This is a genomic window from Streptomyces nigra (assembly GCF_003074055.1).
Classification (GTDB): domain Bacteria; phylum Actinomycetota; class Actinomycetes; order Streptomycetales; family Streptomycetaceae; genus Streptomyces; species Streptomyces nigra.
In genome coordinates this window covers 1,480,535-1,500,637 of the sequence record NZ_CP029043.1, presented here as the reverse complement: position 1 = coordinate 1,500,637, position 20,103 = coordinate 1,480,535, and the positions used below count along the sequence as shown (strand labels likewise).

Below are 20,103 nucleotides of genomic sequence, written 5' to 3'. Positions count from 1 at the left end.
GCGCCCGGTAACCTTGTGCGGGACGCCCTCGCGTCCCCACACTCCCGCCCCACAGCACCAGGAAGGTGTCCTCCCGTGGAAAACGGTGCCGCCAAGCCCGTGATTGTCGCCATCGACGGCCCCTCCGGCACGGGCAAGTCGAGCACCTCGAAGGCCGTCGCCGCGCAGCTCGGACTGAGCTACCTGGACACCGGCGCCCAGTACCGGGCGATCACCTGGTGGATGGTGACCAACGGCATCGACATAGAGGACCCGTCCGCGATCGCCGCCGTGGCCGGCAAGCCCGAGATCGTCTCCGGCACCGACCCGTCCGGCCCGACGATCACCGTCGACGGCGTCGACGTGGCCGCCCCGATCCGCACCCAGGAGGTCACCTCCCAGGTCAGCGCGGTCAGCGCGGTCCCCGAGGTGCGCGCCCGGATCACCGAGTTGCAGCGCTCGATCGCGACCTCCGCCGAGCGCGGCATCGTCGTCGAGGGCCGTGACATCGGCACCACCGTGCTGCCCGACGCCGACCTCAAGATCTTCCTCACCGCCTCCCCGGAGGCCCGCGCCGCCCGCCGCAGCGGTGAGCTCAAGGGCGCCGACGTGCACTCCACCCGCGAGGCCCTGCTGAAGCGGGACGCGGCCGACTCCAGTCGCAAGACCTCCCCGCTCGCCAAGGCGGACGACGCGGTCGAGGTGGACACCACCGAGCTCACCCTCCAGCAGGTCATCGAGTGCGTCGTCACGCTCGTCGAGGAGAAGCGGGCCGCCAAGTGACAGCAGCATCCGAGCGCGGTGCCGACATCGGGCGGCGGATCGGCGTCGGCCTGATGTACGGGCTGTGGCGGCCGCGCGTCCTGGGCGCCTGGAAGGTGCCCGCCACCGGGCCGCTGATCCTCGCGGTCAACCACAGCCACAACATCGACGGCCCCATGGTGATGGGCGTGGCCCCCCGGCCCGTGCACTTCCTGATCAAGAAGGAAGCCTTCGTCGGCCCGCTCGACCCCTTCCTGACCGGCATCGGCCAGCTGAAGGTGGACCGGCACACCACCGACCGCACCGCCATCACCCGGGCGCTCGACGTGCTGGGCCAGGGCGGCGTCCTCGGCATATTCCCCGAGGGCACCCGGGGCGAGGGCGACTTCGCGTCGCTGCGCGCCGGACTCGCGTACTTCGCCGTGCGCGGCGGCGCCCCGATCGTCCCGGTCGCGGTGCTGGGAAGTTCTGAGCGGCGCGGACGGTTGATCAAGGCACTGCCCCCGCTGCGGCACCGTGTGGACGTCGTCTTCGGCGAACCGTTCGACGCGGGCGACGGCAGCGGCCGGCGCACCCGTCGCGCGCTCGACGAGGCGACGGAGCGCATCCAGAAGGAGCTCACCGCACACCTGGAAAACGCCAGGCGACTGACCGGTCGCTAGGCGACACTGAGTAGTGGATCAGCGGGTGGACCACCCGCCGCTCCACCGATCACCACGATGAACGAAGGTACGGACTTCATGAACGACCACATCCACTCCGAGGGCTCGGGCGAGGAGCACGACCACGGAGCGCTTGGCGACGCCGAGTACGCGGAGTTCATGGAGCTCGCCGCGGAAGAGGGCTTCGACCTCGAGGACGTCGAGGGGGCGATCGAGGCGGCCGGGCACGGCCCGCTGCCCGTCCTCGCCGTCGTCGGCCGGCCCAATGTCGGCAAGTCGACCCTCGTCAACCGGATCATCGGCCGCCGCGAGGCCGTCGTCGAGGACAAGCCCGGCGTCACCCGCGACCGCGTCACCTACGAGGCCGAGTGGGCGGGCCGCCGCTTCAAGGTCGTCGACACCGGCGGCTGGGAGCAGGACGTCCTCGGCATCGACGCCTCCGTGGCCGCCCAGGCCGAGTACGCGATCGAGGCCGCCGACGCCGTCGTGTTCGTCGTGGACGCCAAGGTCGGCGCCACCGACACCGACGAGGCCGTCGTACGGCTGCTGCGCAAGGCCGGCAAGCCCGTCGTGCTGGCCGCCAACAAGGTGGACGGCCCCAGCGGCGAGGCCGACGCGGCCTACCTGTGGGCCCTCGGGCTCGGCGAGCCGCACCCGGTCTCCGCGCTGCACGGCCGCGGAACCGGCGACATGCTGGACGCCGTCCTGGAGGTGCTGCCCACCGCGCCCGCGCAGACCTTCGGCGGTACGTCCGCCGGCGGGCCGCGCCGCATCGCCCTCATCGGCCGCCCCAACGTCGGCAAGTCCTCCCTGCTGAACAAGGTGGGGGGCGAGGAGCGCGTCGTCGTCAACGAGCTGGCCGGCACCACCCGCGACCCGGTCGACGAGCTCATCGAACTGGGCGGTGTCACCTGGAAGTTCGTCGACACCGCGGGCATCCGCAAGCGGGTCCATCTGCAGCAGGGCGCCGACTACTACGCCTCGCTGCGCACCGCGGCCGCCGTGGAGAAGGCCGAGGTGGCCGTCATCCTGATCGACGCCTCGGAGTCCATCTCGGTCCAGGACCAGCGCATCGTGACGATGGCCGTCGAGGCCGGCCGCGCCATGGTCATCGCCTACAACAAGTGGGACAACCTCGACGAGGAGCGCCGCTACTACCTGGAGCGGGAGATCGAGACCGAGTTCGGCCAGGTCTCCTGGGCGCCCCGGGTCAATGTGTCGGCCCGCACCGGACGCCACATGGAGAAGCTGGTCCCGGCGATCGAGACGGCGCTCGCCGGCTGGGAGACCCGCGTCCCCACCGGCCGGCTGAACGCCTTCCTCGGCGAGCTGGTCGCCGCCCACCCGCACCCGATCCGCGGCGGCAAGCAGCCCCGCATCCTCTTCGGCACCCAGGCCGGCACCAAGCCGCCGCGGTTCGTGCTGTTCGCCTCCGGGTTCATCGAGGCGGGCTACCGCCGCTTCATCGAGCGCCGGCTGCGCGAGGAGTTCGGCTTCGAGGGCACGCCGATCCACATCTCCGTGCGCGTACGCGAGAAGCGCGGCAAGAAGAAGTGACCACACGGCGAAGGGGCGGTCCCGACTCGGGACCGCCCCTTCGCCATGCCGTCAGCCCCGGCGTGCCGGTGGCAGTGCCGCGGGGACGTGGTGCATCCCCCGGTCTGGGGCCCGATGTGCCCGACGCGCTGCCACTGCGGCTGCGGACCGCCGCCGTGGTGCCGGGCGCTGTGCGCTCCCGCGCTGTAGGCGCTGTACGAGCTGCTGAACGACCCCGGGCGGTGGCCGCCGTAGGTGCCCGTACCCCGCTGGATGTTCCCGAAGGCGACGAACCCCAGATCCTCCTCGCCGCTGCGGTCTCCCGGCAGGGAGCGGAAGGACTTGACGTACTCGGCGTAGAGCGCGTCGTAGATCGGCGTGGGCGAGGAGCCGCCCTGGCGGCGGGGAACGTCGTATGCATGCACGTATGTCCAAACGACCCGGCACCGGAAGGGATGCGGCCGGTGAACGCACCAAAGGGGCGCGCGCCGGCACCGTCCTGAAGCTGCGTGGGCCGCACGGTGACGGGTCCTCGGACGGGCGCGGTCAGGTACCGGCGAGCGGCAGCGCGGCCGCCACCAGCTGCCCGTTGGCCGCGGCCTTGTCCAGCGCGCCGCGCAGCAGGTCCTCCCGGGGCTGACGGCCGATCGAGCCGACCGGAGCCGCGAACATCAGCACCTGCTGGTGCTTGTTGGCGGCGGCCCGCCAGCCCTCGGTCACCTGGAGGGGCTGGTGGGCCTGCCACCAGGCCACCGGCTGGCCGCCATTCGGCCCCGGCTGCAGGACGGCGTGCAGCTGTCCCATGGCCAGCAGCACGGACCAGCCGTGCAGCACCGGCGGGACCTCCGCCAGCTCCGACGCCGGCATGAACCCCTGCTCGATCAGCAGCGGCAGGAAGTCGTCGCCCGAGCCGGTCGCGCCGGGCCGCACGATCGGGCCGGTCGGCTCGACGACCAGGGCGGGGTGCAGCTCCCCGGCGATCAGCACCAGGCCGCTGGTCACGCCCAGCACCGCCTGCTCGGGGGCGACCCGCTCGGGCTCCGGGTCGACACGGTCGCCGGTGATGGACTTCACCGCGCCCCGCAGCTGGTCCTCGGTGACCTGGACGACCTGCGAGGGCAGACAGGTGGCGTGGGCGAAGGCGAGGACGGCGGTCTCCTCACCGATGAACAGGACGGTGCTGGTGCGCTCCTGTCCGGAGTCGCCCGGGGTGCGGCAGGACGTGCAGTCGTAGCTGCCCGGGGCGTTCTCCCCCGCGAGCAGCCGGTCGGCTTCCTCGTCGCCGATCTCGGCACGTACCTCGTCGCTGACGTCGAGCATGCGCGGCACGGATGGCTCCCTCGGGATGTGGCGTGGCGGGGCCGGGTGGCTCCCGGCCCGTGAACCGGGCGGGTCCCGGGCTCATGAAGAAGACAACGGGCGATCTGTGGCGGGAGTCACGCATCAGGGCGAACGGAATCGAACCATCCGACGCACTCGGTCACCATCGGTCCGGAATCGCCTACTCATCGTCAAGTAGAGGGAAATGTACGGGAGTTGGTTGCGTGTGGTGCGTCACAGGCGGGCGCGGGTGGTGGTCGACAAATCCCGAAATCGCGGAATGAAGTGGGTGGCCGAAAATCGCCGATACCCGAGGTAACGGCGAACTGGCCTGGCACGACGAGGAGTTGGTTGATGCCGGGCGGCCCGGCTCCTTAGATTCCTCCGCCGTGTGCACCGAGCACCGCCCGGGCAAGTCCGCCGACCGGCCTGCGACATCGGCCGGAACCCAGCACCGGCCTCACGGCGGACGGGACGGGCGCCGGCCACGCGTCCCATGGCGCGTACGGCGGCGTACCGCCCGAGGACCCCGGGTCCTCGGAGAGGGAACCATATGTCCGAATGTGCCGATACCACTCACCACGACGTCCGCAAGGCGCCGAAGGCTCCGGGCGGTAACCGGACCCGCGCGAAGGCGGTCCTCGCCGGAGCGGCCCTGCTCGCCCCGCTCGGACTGCTGACCGCCACCGGTGACGCCGCGGCGGCGGACAGCGGGGTGTGGGACCGCATCGCCCAGTGCGAGAGCGGCGGAAACTGGCACATCAACACCGGCAACGGCTACTACGGCGGACTCCAGTTCGCCGCCTCGACCTGGCGTGCCTACGGCGGCACCGCGTACGCGCCCACGGCGGACGGCGCCTCCAGGGAACAGCAGATAGCCGTCGCCACCAAGGTCCAGCGTGCCCAGGGCTGGCAGGCCTGGCCCACCTGTTCGGCCCGTGCCGGCGCCAACGGGAGCGCCCCGGCGGCCTCCTCCCCGTCCGTCCCGGCCAAGAAGGCGGCCCCGCCGAGGAAGACGGCGCCGTCGACTCCCGCGCGGACACCGGACCGTACGCCCGGGCACACCGCGCGCGACTCCTCGCGCGGCGACTACACCGTCCGCGCGGGCGACACGCTGAGCGGCATCGCCGCCCGGCACGGCACCACCTGGCAGCGGCTGTACGCCGCCAACAAGGCCGTCATCGGCGGCGACCCCGATCTGATCGTGCCGGGGCAGCGACTCGAACTCTGAACCGCGCACACCCTCGTACGGGGCCCCGCCCGGTCCGCCGACCGGGTGGGGCCCGGCCGCCCTCGGACGCGCCGCGCCGGGACCGCCGTGATGAGCTGCCTAGCGTGCTCATATGAAGAACGCACCGCTGACCATCGCCCTGGCCGCCGTCCTGCTGACCGCCGTCACCCCGGGGACGTCGCAGGCCACGTACGCCCCCCGGGGGGCCTCCGCACCACATATGTCCGGGCCGCCGCCCAAACCGGCGTCCCTGTCCTGTGCCAAGGACCAGTGGCCCTGGGGCTGTGTGGCCCAGTGCGAGAGCGGCGGCCACTGGCACATCAACACCGGCAACGGCCACTACGGCGGGCTGCAGTTCTCGCAGTCCACCTGGGAGGCCTTCGGCGGGCTGAAGTTCGCCCCGCGCGCGGATCTCGCCTCCCGCCACGAGCAGATCACCATCGCCGTCAAGGTGGTGGCGGTCCAGGGCTGGGGCGCCTGGCCGCAGTGCTCCCGGCGGTACGGGCTCGCCGGCCGGATGACGCTGGAGAAGCCCGCCGCCAAGAAGCCCGGGAAGCCGGCCAAGACCACCGAGCCGGCGAAGCCCAAGACCGAGAAGCCCACGACCGAGAAGCCGAAGAACGAGAAGCCGGCCAAGAACGAGAAGCCCGCGAAGGCCGGGAAGCCCGCCAAGGGTGACGCGCCGACAGCGAGCAAGCCGAAGAAGCCGGCCAAGCCCGCCGAGTCCGCGACCGGGACCGGCAAGTCCCCGAAGACCGAACAGGGAGTCGAGCCCGGCAAGGAGACCGGCGCGAACCAGCCCGCCTACCCCGACCGGAGGCTGGAGGACCTGCTGATCCCCGGCGCGCTGCTGCTCATGCCGAGGGGGTCGACCCTCCTGCCCGTGCCGCAGAACGGCGCCGGTACTCACTGGTCTCACCACTGAACACGACCGTCCCACGGCGCAGTTCGTGCACGACTGCCGCCCGCTCCCGCAGGGCGGGCGGCAGTCGCTGCTCGGCGACGACCACGCACGCGTCAAGGCCGGCCAGCAGTTCGTACGTCCGGGCGGCCACCGCCGGAGACATGCCCTGCGTGGGCTCGTCCACGAGGACCACCCGCGCGCGGGACAGCAGCGCGCGCGACAGCGCCAGCATGCGCTGCTCACCCCCGGAGAGCGTGCCGGCGCGGCGCGCGAGGAGCGGGACGAGCGCGGGATAGGCCTCCAGGGCCGGATCGGGGGAGGGCGACGCGAGTTCGAGGTTCTCGCGCACGGTGAGCGAGCCGAACACCGCCCGGCGCTCCGGCACCAGGCACATGCCCCGGCGGGCCCGTTCGTACGCGGGCGTCCGGGTCACGTCCACGCCGTCCCACACCACCGCCCCCGCCGCGAGGGGCACGACCCCGGCCAGGGCGCGCAGCACGGTCGTACGGCCGCTGCCGTTGCGGCCGAGCAGCACGGTGACGCCCGGCCCGGCGGCGGCGAGCGTCGCGCCGTGCAGGGCCTCGAGCGGGCCGTAGCGCACGCGCGCGTGCCGCAGGGAGACGGTCGTCATGCGGGGGCCTCCAGGGCTTCCGCCGCGTCCAGGACCCGGCCCGGCGGGCCGGAGGCGACGACGCGGCCGGCCGCCATGACGTGCACGGTGTCGGCGAGGTCCGAGACCAGGTCGAGGTCGTGCTCCACGACGAGCAGGGCCGTCCCGTCGGCGGCGAGGGCCCGCAGGATCCGGGCGAGCGCGGCGACCTCCGCCGTGTCGAGTCCGGCGGCGGGTTCGTCGAGCAGGAGGACGCGCGGGCCGCCCGCGAGCGCCCGGGCGAGTTCCACCCGCCGGAGCGTGCCGGTGGGGAGACCTGCGGCGGGCAGCGCGCGGACGGGGCCGTCCAGGCCCAGCAGCCGCAGCGCCCGCTCGACGGCCGCCGGGTCCGGCACCCGGCCCTGCTCGGCGCCGACACGGACGTTGTCGGCCACGGTGAGGGACGGGAAGACGGCCAGCCGCTGGAAGGTCCGGGCGACCCCGAGCCGGGTCCGGGCGTGCGCGGGCAGCCGGGTGATGTCCCGCTCGCCGAGCAGGACCCGTCCACGGGCGGGGTGATGGGTGCCGGCGAGGCAGTGGAAGAGGGTGCTCTTGCCCGCCCCGTTGGGTCCGACGACCGCGGTGACGGAGCCCGGCGGCACGGTGAGACCGACGTCGTCGAGGGCGACGAAGCCGCCGTAGCGGGCGCGGAGGCCGCGGGCTTCCAGTACGGCCGGGGCGGACGGCTCTACGCGCGTGCGCTCACGTCGTGCGGTCACCGCCGGTGGCGCGTGGACGGCCCGTGAAGGGGTGAGTCCGGTCGGCGGGGGAGCCGTCGCGGGTGCCGGTGTCCGGCGCAGCAGGTCCCGGGTCCGGGTGCCCACGTCCGTCAGCCGGGCCGTCCCGCCCCTCCGTCGTCCCACCGTGCGCAGCGTCTCGTACAGGCCTCCGGGCAGGCGACCCACCAGTACCGCCAGTACGCCGATCAGGGCCGCCGCCAGGCCGCCCCGGGTGCCCGCGTCCAGGCCGACCAGGAGGGCCGCCGCACCGAGGGCGCCCAGGGTGCTGTCGGCGCCCAGCACCATCACCGCCGCGAACCACAGCAGGCTGCGCACCGGGTCGTAGGCGCCCGGGTCGAAGGCGCGCAGCCCCATGCCGAGCATGCCGCCGCCCAGGGCCGCCAGGGCCGCGCCCGTGACGAACGCCAGGAGCTTCAGGGACGGCACCCGCGCGCCCGCCGCCGACGCCCCGGACGGGTGGTCCCGCATGGCGGCCAGCGCCCGTCCGGTGCGCCCCCGGCGCAGCAGCCAGGTCGCCAGCAGGGCGGCGGTCAGCAGCACCAGTTCGAGGACGTAGTAGGCGCGGTCGTCGTCGAAGCCCGCCGGGCGGCCCAGGGAGAGCCCGGACACGGCGTACGGCTGTGCGAACACGAAGCGGCTGACGCCCACGCCCACCGCGAAGGTGACCAGCGCCAGGGCCAGGCCCCGGCGGCTGATCGCCGGCCAGCCCGTGAGGAGGCCCAGCGGGGCGACCAGGACCACCGCCACCAGCAGTGCCGCGAGTTCCGGCAGCCGGGGCAGGCCCGGGAAGCGGCCCGCCGCCAGCAGGGCCGTGAAGAGGGCCCCCAGACCCGCGTAGGCGGCCTGCCCGAGCGAGATCTGGCCCCCGCGGCCCGTGACGACGACCAGGGAGAGCAGGACGACCGCCAGGGCCGGCACCTGCACCGACGTGTGCAGGTCGGAACCGGCGAGGCCCAGCGGGAGCAGGAACAGCACCCCCGCCACGATCCAGACGCCCACCGGGACCGGCCGGCGCGCGGCCGCGGGGCGGGGGAGGGCGTCGCGGGTGCCCACCCTGGGCAGCGCCAGGGCCGCGACCAGCAGGGCGACGACGAACAGGTTCGTGGAGACCGCCTGGACCAGCGGCGCGGCCCAGCCCGACGGGTGCAGCCGGGTCAGCTGGCTCTGCGCCACCCCGATGAGCAGCGCGACCGCCACCGCCACCGGCAGGCTCCGCATCCGGGCGGCCACCGCGACCGCCACCACCTCCATGACCAGCAGCGGCAGTCCGTACGGGTCGAGGCGCACGGCAGGGGCGAGCAGCACCCCGGTCAGCCCGGCCGTGAACGCGCCGAACGCCCATCCGGCCGCGGCCACCCGGTCCGCGTCGACGCCCGTGAGGACCGCCAGCTCCCGGTCGTCCACCACCGCCCGCAGCTCCCGGCCGAACCGGGTCCAGCGGACGACCGCGCCCACGCCCGCCGCCAGCACCAGCGCCGCCCCCAGCTGCCCCCACGGCTCCGCCGGCAGCAGCCGGGGCGCGTCCTCGCGCGCGCCCCGGCCCCACAGCAGCGCCGCCCCGCCGACGAGCAACACGAACACGCCGATGGACGCGACGAGCGTCCGCGCGGGATCGTTGCCGGCCATCGCCGGGGGCCGGAAGACCAGCCGCTCCAGGACCATCCCGATGCCGGGAGCGAGGACCAGGAGCGTGACGGTCGCGCCCGCCCACAGCGGCCAGCCCCACTCGACCACGCACTGTCGCAGCACATACGCGCACACCATGGCGATCGCGCCGTGCGCGAAGTTCAGGACACCGGTCGCCCGATAGGTGACGACCAGCCCGATGCCGGTGAGCGCGGCGGCGGCGCCGACGGACAGCCCGGCCAGCGTGAGGTCGTAGGTCAGGCCGGACATCAGTCGTCCGCTTCGGCGGGCTCACAGATCGGGCAAGGGCTCAACTCCCCGCCGCGCACGAGCTTGGCGTCCACCGGCACGGCCTCCGCCTTCCCGGCGACCAGCGGGCAGTCCGCGCGGTGCCACAGGGTGCCGCCGGGCACCATCAGCAGGTCCCCGCTGACCGCGAGCGGCGCGGCCGACGTCGTTCCCGGCTCCGTGTCGTCCGGCTCGGCGGCGACCAGCAGGCCGTACAGCTCCTCCACGCGCGCGGCGGCGAGCGCGCCCCGGCCATGGGTGATCAGCACCGATCCGGCGACGATCAGGGCGGCGCCGGGCACCGTGCAGGAGGCGAGGTACGGCAGCTGCCGCTCGGCGAACCGCTCGCCGGAGACGCCGTACCAGCCGAGGACGCACAGCACCGCGCCCGCGGCGAGCGCGGCCCAGCCGGCCCACAGCACGGGGTGCACGGTCCGCAGTCGCATCGTCCGCATCGCTGGCTCCCACACGTCGCGTCGGTGTGCATGCGCCGGCTCTCCACGCATGTGCCTGTCCATGTCAGCCAATGGCTTGCACTATGCCTCGTGCAAGCCGACCCTGAAAGCACCGGGCGCCCACGGCCCGGATCGACACCCCGGTGGTGAGCCAGATGGTTCTCGGGAGCGACCTCAGGCACAGCGGCACACGCAGGGGACGGGGGACGGCGGCCGCGGCCGCCCTGCTCCTCGTCCTCGGACCGGCCGTCGCGGCGTGCAGCGACGACGACGGTGGAGGCGGCGGCGCGACCCCGCCGTCCCCCACCGCCGAACGCACCGGACGGTCCCCGGCGGCCACGGCACCCGCCGACGCGCAGGCCGCCGTCACGGAGATCAAGGACAACTGGCAGAAGTTCTTCGACCCGAAGACGTCCCTGGAGGACAAGCAGGCCGTCCTGGAGAACGGCGACCGGATGGCGCCGGTCCTGCGGGCGTTCAGCGGTGACGAGCGCGGCGGCCAGGTCCAGGCGAAGGTCTCGAAGGTCGAGTTCACCTCGCCCACCGAGGCGAACGTGACGTACGACCTGACCCTGAAGGGCACCACGGCCCTGCCGGACGCGTCCGGGACCGCCGTCGAGCAGGACGGCACCTGGAAGGTGTCCACGAAGACGCTGTGCGCGCTGGTCCAGATGAGCGGCAATGGGTCGCCGATCCCGGGGTGTTGAGGCGGCGGTCGCCGTGATGGTGCTCGCCCTCGGGACCGCCTGCGGCAGCCGGCTGCCGGAGAGCGACTTCGAGCACCGCGACCGGGAGGGCGCGTCCCGGCCCGCCGACGGCACCCCGATCCGCGTCGGGATCATCACCAGCGCCACCAGCCCCGTCGGGGGCGGCGCCTTCACCGGCCCGCGCGACGGCGCCCGGGCCTGGTTCGACCGGCTCAACGCGCGCGGCGGCGTCGACGGCCGCCGCGTCGAGGTCCGGCTGTGCGACGACGGCGGCAGCGGCGTCGGCAACAACGAGTGCGTGCACCGCCTCGTCGACGAGGACGAGGTCGTCGCCCTGGTCGCCACCACGGCACTCGACTACGCGGGCGCACCGCGCGTCTCCCGCGCGCGTGTGCCCGACATCGGGGGCCAGCCCATCGGAGCCGCCTACGACACCTACCCGCATCTGTACGGCGTCTACGGCAGTCTCGCGCCCCGTGACGGCACCACCGGCTGGGACGGCGTCCAGTACGGCGGCACCGAGGTCTACCGCTACTTCAAGCGCGAGCACGGCGCCCGGACGGCCGCCGTCGTGTCGTACAACCAGCCCGCGTCCGCCGCCTACGCCCGGCTCGTGGGACGCGGCCTGAAGGCCGAGGGCTACAAGGTGGTCACCGAGCAGGTCGACTTCGCGCTGCCCAACTTCCGCGCGGCCGCGGCCGACCTGAAGGAGCAGGGGGCCGACCTTGTGTTCGACGCCATCGACGGGCACGGCAACGCCCGGCTGTGCGAGGCGATGGACGACGTCGGCGCCGACGTCACCGCCAAGGTCACCAACGTGCAGAACTGGACGTCCACCGTCGCCGAGGACTACAAGGACGCCCCGCGCTGCCGCAACGCGCTCTGGGCGACCGGCTCGTCCCGCAACTTCGAGGACACCGGCCACCCGGCCGTGCGCGAGTTCCGGGACGCGACGAAGAAGCTGCCGACGCGCTCCCAGTGGCAGCTGGAGGGCTGGGCGGCGGCCCGCTGGTTCACCGACGCGGCGAAGGCGTGCGCGGCGCGGGGCGTCACGCGCGCGTGCGTGGACGACCACATGAACCGCAGCCAGGGGTTCACCGCCGGCGGCCTGTTGCTGCCCGTCACGTTCGAGCGGCTGCCCGAGCCGCCGAAGACCCGCCGCACCTGTCTGTCGGTGGCCCGCTGGGAGGACGGCGAGGGCTGGGTGTCCCAGGGAGACATGAACCGCACGTGCTTCGAGGTGCCGCAGCTGCCGTACCGGCCCTGAGGGGCAACCAAAGGGCGTTGTCACCGGTCCAACCGACGAGGCCCCGACCCGAAGGAGGAACCGCAGCGCATGACGACCGTGCCGCAGGCCGCACCACTGCGCGCCGACTGCATCGCCGATTCGGCGGGCGGCCTGACGTTCGACGTCACCGCGCCCGAGGCGAACGACACGGCCCATCTCGTGCTGCGGCACCGCGAGGGGCCGGAGGAGGTCACCCTGCCGCTCGCCCCGGCGGCCCGCGGACGGCTGCGCGCGGCCCTGCCCAGCAGCGTCGTCCTGCCCGAGGGCCACTGGGACGCCTACGCCAGCGTCACGGCGGAGGACCCGGACGCCCGGGTGGTCTCGGGCGCCATGGACGTCCACCCGTCGGCCTCCCGTGTCCCGTACGTGACCCGGCAGGGGAATCTGAGCGTGGAGAGCCGGTTAGGGCGTGTTCAGGAGGACGCCGCCTGATGGGACGGCGGTTCGGGCTGGGGCGCCTCCAGCGCGTGCTGCGGATGGTGCAGGTCGAAGGCCGGTGACTCCGAGCGGATCCGCGGCAGCGTCGTGAAGTTGTGCCGGGGCGGCGGGCAGGAGGTCGCCCACTCCAGCGAGCGGCCGTACCCCCAGGGGTCGTCGACCTCGACCTTCTCGCCGTACCGGGCCGTCTTCCAGACGTTGTAGAGGAACGGCAGCGTCGACAGGCCGAGCAGGAACGCGCCGATCGTGGAGACGGTGTTCAGCGCGGTGAAGCCGTCGGCGGCCAGATAGTCGGCGTACCGGCGGGGCATGCCCTCCGCGCCCAGCCAGTGCTGCACCAGGAACGTGGTGTGGAACCCGACGAACAGCGTCCAGAAGTGGATCTTCCCGAGCCGTTCGTCGAGCATCTTCCCGGTGAACTTGGGCCACCAGAAGTGGAACCCGGCGAAGATCGCGAACACCACCGTGCCGAAGACGACGTAGTGGAAGTGGGCGACCACGAAGTAGGTGTCGGAGACATGGAAGTCCAGCGGCGGTGACGCCAGGATCACCCCGGTCAGACCGCCGAACAGGAACGTCACCAGGAAGCCCGTCGCCCAGAGCATCGGGGTCTCGAAGGACAGCGAGCCCTTGATCATGGTCCCGGTCCAGTTGAAGAACTTCACCCCGGTGGGCACCGCGATCAGGAAGCTCATGAAGGAGAAGAACGGCAGCAGCACCGCGCCCGTGACGAACATGTGGTGCGCCCACACCACGATCGACAGCCCGGTGATCGACATGGTCGCGCCGACCAGCGTCAGATAGCCGAAGATCGGCTTTCGGCTGAAGACCGGGATGATCTCCGTGACGATCCCGAAGAACGGCAGCGCGATGATGTAGACCTCGGGATGCCCGAAGAACCAGAACAGGTGCTGCCACAGCAACGCCCCGCCGTTGCCCGCCTCGAACACCACCGAGCCGAACCGGCGGTCCGCCTCCAGCACCAGCAGCGCGGCGGCCAGCACCGGGAACGCCATCAGGATGAGGATCGACGTGAACAGCGTGTTCCAGGTGAAGATCGGCATCCGGAACATCGTCATCCCCGGCGCGCGCATGCAGATGATGGTGGTGATGAAGTTGACGGCGCCCAGGATCGTGCCGAAGCCGGCCAGCGCCAAGCCCATGATCCACAGGTCGGGGCCGATGCCGGGGGAGCGTTCCAGGCTGTTCAGCGGCGCGTAGGCGAACCAGCCGAACGAAGCCGGCCCGTCCGGCACGATCAGCGAGCCCATCACGATCAGCCCGCCGAACAGGAACAGCCAGTACGAGAACATGTTCAGCCGGGGGAAGGCCACGTCCGGGGCGCCGATCTGCAGCGGCATCAGCTCGTTGGCGAACCCCGCGAAGGTCGGCGTCGCGAACAGCAGCAGCATGATCGTGCCGTGCATGGTGAAGAGCTGGTTGAACTGCTCGTTGCTCACGATCTGCGTCCCGGGCCGGGCCAGCTCGGCCCGCATCAGCAGCGCCATGGCACCGCCGGCCAGGAAGAACACGAACGACGTGATCAGGTAGAGATGGCCGATCTTCTTGTGGTCCGTCGTGGTCAGCCAGTCGACGACCACCCGGCCGCCGGGCCTCTCGCTCCGCATGGGTCGTGCCGTCGCCGGTACGGTCTGCGTCCCCATCGCTCGCTCGCCCCTTCGCTCGCCGTGCCCCGGGCCCTCTGAACCCGCGCCGCACGCGCCGACGCGAGCTCACGCCATGATGCTCGCGTCGGCGGTGCCGCGACAGAGGGCGTACGGAGGTTCTGTGGTAGAACCATGTACTTTTCGTGCGGCACCGGCTGCCGGAGCCCACGCGAAATCCCGGGAAAAGGAGTGCCGAGGCAGTTCTGCGGGAACTCTCGCGCCGCGCTTCCGGGGCCCCCGGACGACACGCGGGAATTACGTTCGAATGCCTGCGCAGAACCCCGGAAATCCCTCGTTCGTGTGACGGCTCATCGTGTCCGCCACCGCCGTTGCGGTGACCGAAACGTGTGTAGTGATGCTGTGACAAAAGCGTGACCCCGAGGGGACGCGGGCGGGGGACGGGCGTGCCTCCGCGCAGCCGGGCACCCCTGGCCCCATCCCGTGCCGAGGCCCTAGCGTGGGCCGCATGGCACCCATTCCGCATCCCCCCACCGAACCCCAGGACGACCCGGAGACCTACGTCGGACTCGACGCCGGCGAGGCCGAGCGCCGCGCCCGGACCCGTGGGTGGCCCACGGTGCGCGCGCTGCCGCCGGGGGCGATCATCACGATGGAGTACCGCGCGGGACGGCTGAACTTCGAGGTGAAGGACGGCCAGGTCGTACGGGCCTGGAAGGGCTGAAAACGCCGAAGGCCCCGGTTCCCGTCGAGGGAGCCGGGGCCTTCGTGATGCCGCGGGGCGCTGTGTGTACCGAAGCCCCGCGGCCCGGGTGTCAGGCGCCGGTCACGGGGCGGGCCGTCGAGGCGGCGCCGCGCGTGGTGCGCTCCGTGTGCGGCGGCCGGCGGCTCCCGGTCGGCGTCCCCGGGGCGCGCTCGGCGCGGGCGGTGTGCGGGCCGGGCGCCAGATAGACCGGCGCCCGGGGGCCACGGGCCGCGAGGCCGGTCTCCCGCGCGGCGGCGGCCTCGTCCTCGGCGACGGGCGTTTGCGAGGTGACCAGCACCGGGGCCTCGGCCGGCGTGACCGGCACGGACGCTCCGGCGGCCCGGCGCTCCCGCAGGCGGTCGCGCAGGTCGAGCAGCCAGGCCTCGGCGCGGGCGATCAGCGGCTCGAACCACGGCAGGGCGAGCAGGATCAGCAGGCCGGCGGCCCAGCCGAGCAGCACGTCGCTCAGCCAGTGCGTACCGAGGTAGACGGTGGACATGCCGACGCCCAGGGAGGTCACCGCCGACACGGCGGACAGCCAGCGGCGGGCTCTCGGGGTGGAGGCCAGATAGGCGAGGATGCCCCAGGTGACCACGGCGTTCGCGGTGTGACCGCTCGGAAATATATCGCCGCCGAGCCACATCTCGTTCGAGCCGATCTCGGTCGCGTAGTGCGGTCCGAGGCGGCCCATGCCGAGCTTGGCGGCGCCGACCGTCACGTTGAGCAACAGCAGCGAGACGCCGAGCGCGAGCAGCGGGCGCAGGGTGTGCTGCCGCCAGGAGCGCCAGCCCAGCCACGCGGCGACCATCACGGCGGTGGGGCCGCGCTGGCCCAGCACCACGTAGTAGTCGACGAAGGCGTGGATCTCGGCCCACTGCTGGTACGGCCGGAAGAACATGACCTGCCAGTCCAGCCGGACCAGCCACGAGGTGATGACGACGGCCCACACGATGGCCCCGTAGAAGGCGAGGGTCGCCGCGAACAGCACCACCCGGTGCGGGGTCATCCGCGGCACATCGATGTGGGCCGGGCGTTCGGGCTCCCGGTCCAGCCTGGCGAAGACCCGGTCCAGACGGGTCAGCTTTCGTTCGGTACACACCCAATCGACGTTACAGCGAGTGAGCGCGGTACAACGGCGATTCCGCGGCTTTGTGATGACGATGTGATGTGGCATTCCTCTCAACGCGCCCCGCAATTCCTGAGAATCGCTAATCCCCGCGCCCCTGTCCCTTCAATTCCATTGATCGCCGCGGCCCTTTGTTATTCGGGTCTTATGAATTCGTTCATCGGAGCCTCGGGTGACCTTCGTCCGGCGATCACCCTCCGGGGTGGGCCGGACGGGGACCGGTTCGGCCGACCGTGTGGCGTACACCACAGAGATGCGGGCGGAGGTCTGAGAGGTCCGCCACTCGGTGCCCTCGCGGACTCGCGTACTCTGACGAGTCACTCGCCCTTCGTCGCGCGGGCCGGAGACACCGCTCCTCCGGCCGAGTCTCGGGGAGTCCCCACCCCGTGAGCCCGCCGGGGCGAGGGAACATCTGGGAGGTACGTACATGTCCGGGACGACCACGGCCGCCGCTGCGCTGCGCCGTCGGGCGGCCGGGGCCGGTGCCAACCGCTGGGTCGTCCTCGTCGTCCTCTGCGTCAGCCTGCTGCTGGTCGCCGTCGACGCCACCGTCCTGCACGTGGCGGTACCCGCCGTCACCGAGGACCTCAGGCCCGGCGCGATAGAGCTGCTCTGGATCGTCGACATCTACCCGCTCGTCTGCGCCTCGCTGCTGATCCTGTTCGGCACGCTGGGCGACCGGGTGGGCCGCAGACGCGTTCTGCTGCTGGGGTACGGCCTCTTCGGCCTCGCCTCCGGTCTCGCCGCCCTCGCGCACGATCCACAGGTGCTGATCCTGGCCCGCGCGCTGCTCGGCGTCGGCGGAGCCATGATCATGCCGGCCACCCTGTCCATCCTGCGCCAGGTCTTCCCCGACCGGCGCGAACGGGCGCTGGCCATCGGCATCTGGAGCGCCGTCGCCGCCGTGGGCGCGGCGGTCGGGCCGCTGCTCGGCGGTTTCCTCCTCGAGCACTTCTGGTGGGGCTCGGTCTTCCTCGTCAACATCCCGCTGATGCTGGTCAGCCTGCCGGTGGGACGGCTGCTGCTGCCCGAGTCGAAGGGCGACGGCCGGGGCCCCTGGGACGTCGTCGGCGCGCTGATGGCGGCGGCAGGACTGTTCGGCGTCGTCCTCGGCGTGAAGCGGCTGGGCGGCGGGGAGCCCGTGGTCAGCGCGCTCACCCTGGCGCCGCTCCTGCTCGGCGCGGTCCTGCTGGTTCTTTTCGCGCGACGGCAGCGGCGGCGGACGTATCCGCTGGTCGACCTCACGATGTTCGCGCGGCCCGCGTTCAGCACCTCCGTCGGATGCATCGTGCTGGCCATGCTCGCCCTGGTCGGCCTCGAACTGATCGCCGCGCAGTACCTCCAGCTGGTGCTCGGCCTGTCCCCGCTGGAGACCGGGCTGAGGCTGCTGCCGCTGACCTTCGCCGCGATGGCGGCCGGGCTGGCGGGAGCGCGGATGCTGCGCCGGTTCGGGCCGCGGGCGATGGTCTGCTTCGGCTTCTGCCTGACGGCCGCCGCCGTCGTGCTGCTCACCTTCATGGGCCGCACCGACAACTCCGCGCTGATGGTCGCCGGGTTCATGCTGCTCGGCTTCGGACTGGAGACCACGCTCTTCGGGGCGTACGAGTCGATGCTCTCCGAGGCGCCGCAGGAGCAGTCCGGAGGCGCTGCCGCCATCGGCGAGACCTCCTACCAGCTGGGCGCCGGCATCGGCATCGCCCTGCTCGGCAGCGTGATGAACGCGGCCTACGCCCCCGGCCTCACCCGGGTCGAGGGCGTCCCGGCCGCCGCCTCCACCTCCGCCTCGCACTCACTGGGCGAGGCCTACGAGGTCGCCGCGCAGCTGGGCGGGCCCGCCGGTCTGGCCCTGCGGCACGCGGCCCGCGACTCCTTCGTGCACGGACTGCATGTGACGCTCCTCGTCAGCGCCGGTCTGCTGCTCCTCGGAGCCGCGATGGCGCTGAAGCTGCCCCGCGTCATGCAGTGCGAGACCCCGCCCGTGGAGCTGCCCAAGCCGCGCGAGGCCGTCGAGCGCCGCGTCTCCGCCTGACCGCGCGGGCGCGCCCGGTGCGCACTGGACGTGCGGAACACCACGTCGTAGCGTCGGGGCCAGTCGATGATGATGAGCGGTGCTAGTTTTCGTGCTGCCGGAGGGTGTCCCATGTCCGCGTCCGTGAAGTTGCCCCCGTTCGACCCCGCCGACCCCCTCGGCATCGACGACCTCCTCGAGCCCGAGGACCTCGCGGTCCGGGACACGGTGCGGCGCTGGGCGGCGGACCGGGTCCTGCCCCATGTCGCCGAGTGGTACGAGAAGGGCGAGCTGCCCGAGATCCGGGAGCTGGCGCGGGAACTCGGCGGGATCGGCGCCCTCGGGATGTCCCTCACCGGCTACGGCTGCGCCGGCGCCTCGGCCGTGCAGTACGGCCTCGCCTGTCTGGAGCTGGAGGCCGCCGACTCCGGCATCCGCTCCCTGGTCTCCGTGCAGGGCTCGCTCGCCATGTACGCCATCCACCGCTTCGGCAGCGAGGAGCAGAAGCAGACCTGGCTGCCCCGGATGGCCTCCGGCGAGATCATCGGCTGCTTCGGGCTGACCGAGCCCGACCACGGCTCCGACCCCGCCTCCATGCGCACCTACGCCAAGCGGGACGGCTCCGACTGGGTGCTCAGCGGCCGCAAGATGTGGATCACCAACGGCTCCGTCTCCGGGGTGGCCGTGGTGTGGGCGCAGACCGACGAGGGGATCCGAGGCTTCGTGGTGCCGGCGGACAGCGCCGGGTTCTCCGCGCCGGAGATCAAGCACAAGCTGTCGCTGCGGGCCTCGGTCACCAGCGAGCTGGTTCTGGACGACGTACGGCTGCCGGCCGACGCGGTGCTGCCGGAGGTCGTCGGGCTGAAGGGCCCGCTCAGCTGTCTCTCGCACGCCCGGTACGGGATCGTGTGGGGGGCCATGGGGGCGGCGCGGTCCTGCTTCGAGGCCGCCGTCGACTACGCGAAGACACGGGAGCAGTTCGGCCGGCCGATCGGGGGCTTCCAGCTCACCCAGGCCAAGCTCGCCGACATGGCGCTCGAACTGCACAAGGGGATTCTGCTCGCCCATCATCTCGGGCGGCGTATGGACGCCGGCCGCCTGCGTCCCGAGCAGGTCAGCTTCGGCAAGCTCAACAACGTCCGTGAGGCCATCGACATCTGCCGTACGTCCCGGACGATCCTCGGTGCCAACGGGATCTCGCTCGAGTACCCGATCATGCGGCACGCGACCAACCTCGAGTCGGTGCTCACCTACGAGGGCACCGTCGAGATGCACCAGCTCGTGCTGGGCAAGGCGCTCACCGGGCTGGACGCCTTCCGGTGAACCCCATGAGGGGCAGGGCCGGCGAGCGGCCCTGCCTCAGCTCTGGTTGTAGAAGCCGTCCGCGCGGTGCGCCGCCGGCTCACCGCTGACGATCTCGGTGTCGGCGGGGGACAGCAGGAACACCCGGTTGGACACGCGGTCGATCGAACCGCGCAGACCGAAGATGAGCCCCGCCGCGAAGTCGACGACACGCTTGGCGTCGGCGGGCTCCATGGCCGTGAGGTTCATGATGACCGGGACGCCGTCCCGGAACAGCTCGCCGATGGCGCGGGCGTCCCGGAAGCTGTCCGGGGTGACCGTGCCGATACGGCGGCCCTTCTCCTCGGCGACGTCCGTGGCCACCTTGACCCGCGGGTCGGTGACCCAGGCATCCCCGGACTCGGTCCCTTCGGAGTAGTCGTCGTCGTAGTAACGCTCGTCATCGTTGTCGTCAACGAGGCCCAGCCAGGCACTCGCCTTGCGCACCGATCCCATGGACGCCTCCTCTCACAGCGGTCTTTCTTTCCATTCCGCATCCCTATGGTCATCCATGATGCGGACGTCGCGCCAAGTGGATAGACGCCGCGCGGGGGGTTTGTGACGGTACTGGTGCACAGCGAATCCGTCGAGAGTCCGTGTCCCCCAAGGGGCGTGCCACAAACGGCTGCTGACTGTGAGTGAAATATGATTCTTCACGGCGACCGGGTGATGA

18 protein-coding genes and 1 pseudogene are annotated in these 20,103 nt (G+C 72.4%); 11 read left to right on the top strand and 8 right to left on the bottom strand.

Features of this window, described 5'->3' with window-relative positions; genetic code table 11:
- The first annotated feature begins 75 nt into the window (after positions 1–75).
- The 3 genes from cmk to der all read left to right on the top strand — a co-directional run bounded on the left by cmk (position 76) and on the right by der (position 2,960).
- Positions 76–762: a (d)CMP kinase gene (gene cmk / locus DC008_RS06965; protein ID WP_108706189.1), complete on the top strand. Its 687-nt coding sequence runs from the start codon at positions 76–78 to the stop codon at positions 760–762.
- Positions 763–815: 53 nt separating this feature from the next.
- Positions 816–1,403, top strand: coding sequence for a lysophospholipid acyltransferase family protein (locus DC008_RS06960; RefSeq protein WP_108710590.1), 588 nt, complete (start codon positions 816–818; stop codon positions 1,401–1,403).
- Between the two features lie 78 nt (positions 1,404–1,481).
- Positions 1,482–2,960, top strand: a complete 1,479-nt coding sequence (gene der, locus DC008_RS06955) for a ribosome biogenesis GTPase Der (protein ID WP_108710589.1) — start codon at positions 1,482–1,484, stop codon at positions 2,958–2,960.
- A 51-nt stretch (positions 2,961–3,011) separates the two neighbouring features.
- Here der and DC008_RS35900 read toward each other — a convergent pair.
- Positions 3,012–3,364, bottom strand: a pseudogene (locus tag DC008_RS35900) (hypothetical protein).
- A 121-nt stretch (positions 3,365–3,485) separates the two neighbouring features.
- Positions 3,486–4,268: a hypothetical protein gene (locus DC008_RS06945; RefSeq protein ID WP_055622759.1), complete on the bottom strand. Its 783-nt coding sequence runs from the start codon at positions 4,266–4,268 to the stop codon at positions 3,486–3,488.
- Positions 4,269–4,812: 544 nt separating this feature from the next.
- Here DC008_RS06945 and DC008_RS06940 point away from each other — a divergent pair.
- Positions 4,813–5,490, top strand: coding sequence for a LysM peptidoglycan-binding domain-containing protein (locus tag DC008_RS06940; protein WP_108706188.1), 678 nt, complete (start codon positions 4,813–4,815; stop codon positions 5,488–5,490).
- A gap of 112 nt (positions 5,491–5,602) precedes the next feature.
- Positions 5,603–6,415, top strand: coding sequence for a transglycosylase family protein (locus tag DC008_RS36235; RefSeq protein WP_108706187.1), 813 nt, complete (start codon positions 5,603–5,605; stop codon positions 6,413–6,415).
- On the opposite strand, the gene DC008_RS06930 is transcribed toward DC008_RS36235, so the two are convergent.
- From DC008_RS06930 to DC008_RS06920, 3 genes are read right to left on the bottom strand one after another with little or no spacing between them, the layout of a single operon-like run.
- Positions 6,345–7,025 carry an ATP-binding cassette domain-containing protein gene (locus DC008_RS06930; protein ID WP_108706186.1) on the bottom strand — a complete coding sequence of 227 codons (681 nt, stop codon included), beginning with the start codon at positions 7,023–7,025 and terminating at the stop codon, positions 6,345–6,347. The genes DC008_RS36235 and DC008_RS06930 overlap by 71 nt on opposite strands.
- Positions 7,022–9,679, bottom strand: coding sequence for an ABC transporter permease subunit (locus DC008_RS06925; RefSeq protein ID WP_108706185.1), 2,658 nt, complete (start codon positions 9,677–9,679; stop codon positions 7,022–7,024). The genes DC008_RS06930 and DC008_RS06925 overlap by 4 nt, the downstream gene beginning before the upstream one ends.
- Positions 9,679–10,152, bottom strand: a complete 474-nt coding sequence (locus tag DC008_RS06920) for a hypothetical protein (RefSeq protein WP_108706184.1) — start codon at positions 10,150–10,152, stop codon at positions 9,679–9,681. Before DC008_RS06920 ends, DC008_RS06925 begins: the two co-directional genes overlap by 1 nt.
- Before the next feature lie 155 nt (positions 10,153–10,307).
- Between DC008_RS06920 and DC008_RS06915 the strand changes: the two genes are divergently transcribed.
- The 3 genes from DC008_RS06915 to DC008_RS06905 all read left to right on the top strand — a co-directional run bounded on the left by DC008_RS06915 (position 10,308) and on the right by DC008_RS06905 (position 12,579).
- Positions 10,308–10,859: an MTB12 C-terminal domain-containing protein gene (locus tag DC008_RS06915; protein ID WP_108706183.1), complete on the top strand. Its 552-nt coding sequence runs from the start codon at positions 10,308–10,310 to the stop codon at positions 10,857–10,859.
- Positions 10,834–12,126, top strand: a complete 1,293-nt coding sequence (locus DC008_RS06910) for an ABC transporter substrate-binding protein (RefSeq protein ID WP_108706182.1) — start codon at positions 10,834–10,836, stop codon at positions 12,124–12,126. Before DC008_RS06915 ends, DC008_RS06910 begins: the two co-directional genes overlap by 26 nt.
- 69 nt (positions 12,127–12,195) lie before the next feature.
- The gene (locus DC008_RS06905) at positions 12,196–12,579 is read left to right on the top strand and encodes a hypothetical protein (RefSeq protein ID WP_108706181.1); all 384 of its coding nucleotides are present in this window, start codon (positions 12,196–12,198) and stop codon (positions 12,577–12,579) included.
- Here the strand turns inward: DC008_RS06905 and ctaD are convergent.
- Positions 12,561–14,249 carry an aa3-type cytochrome oxidase subunit I gene (gene ctaD / locus DC008_RS06900; protein ID WP_108706180.1) on the bottom strand — a complete coding sequence of 563 codons (1,689 nt, stop codon included), beginning with the start codon at positions 14,247–14,249 and terminating at the stop codon, positions 12,561–12,563. The two genes, DC008_RS06905 and ctaD, sit on opposite strands and share 19 nt — an antisense overlap.
- 469 nt (positions 14,250–14,718) lie before the next feature.
- Between ctaD and DC008_RS06895 the strand changes: the two genes are divergently transcribed.
- A complete protein-coding gene (locus DC008_RS06895; protein ID WP_108710588.1) occupies positions 14,719–14,934 on the top strand; it encodes an I78 family peptidase inhibitor in 216 nt (71 codons plus the stop codon).
- 91 nt (positions 14,935–15,025) lie between these two features.
- Here DC008_RS06895 and DC008_RS06890 read toward each other — a convergent pair whose 3' ends face one another.
- Positions 15,026–16,054: a phosphatase PAP2 family protein gene (locus DC008_RS06890; RefSeq protein ID WP_108706179.1), complete on the bottom strand. Its 1,029-nt coding sequence runs from the start codon at positions 16,052–16,054 to the stop codon at positions 15,026–15,028.
- 454 nt (positions 16,055–16,508) lie between these two features.
- Between DC008_RS06890 and DC008_RS06880 the strand changes: the two genes are divergently transcribed.
- Both DC008_RS06880 and DC008_RS06875 read left to right on the top strand, forming a co-directional pair.
- On the top strand, positions 16,509–18,110 hold the full coding sequence (locus DC008_RS06880; protein WP_108706177.1) for an MFS transporter: 1,602 nt from the start codon (positions 16,509–16,511) through the stop codon (positions 18,108–18,110).
- A 111-nt stretch (positions 18,111–18,221) separates the two neighbouring features.
- On the top strand, positions 18,222–19,412 hold the full coding sequence (locus DC008_RS06875; protein ID WP_108706176.1) for an acyl-CoA dehydrogenase family protein: 1,191 nt from the start codon (positions 18,222–18,224) through the stop codon (positions 19,410–19,412).
- 36 nt (positions 19,413–19,448) lie between these two features.
- Here DC008_RS06875 and DC008_RS06870 read toward each other — a convergent pair whose 3' ends face one another.
- A complete protein-coding gene (locus tag DC008_RS06870; protein WP_055622772.1) occupies positions 19,449–19,886 on the bottom strand; it encodes a cell division protein SepF in 438 nt (145 codons plus the stop codon).
- Between the last annotated feature and the right edge of the window lie 217 nt (positions 19,887–20,103).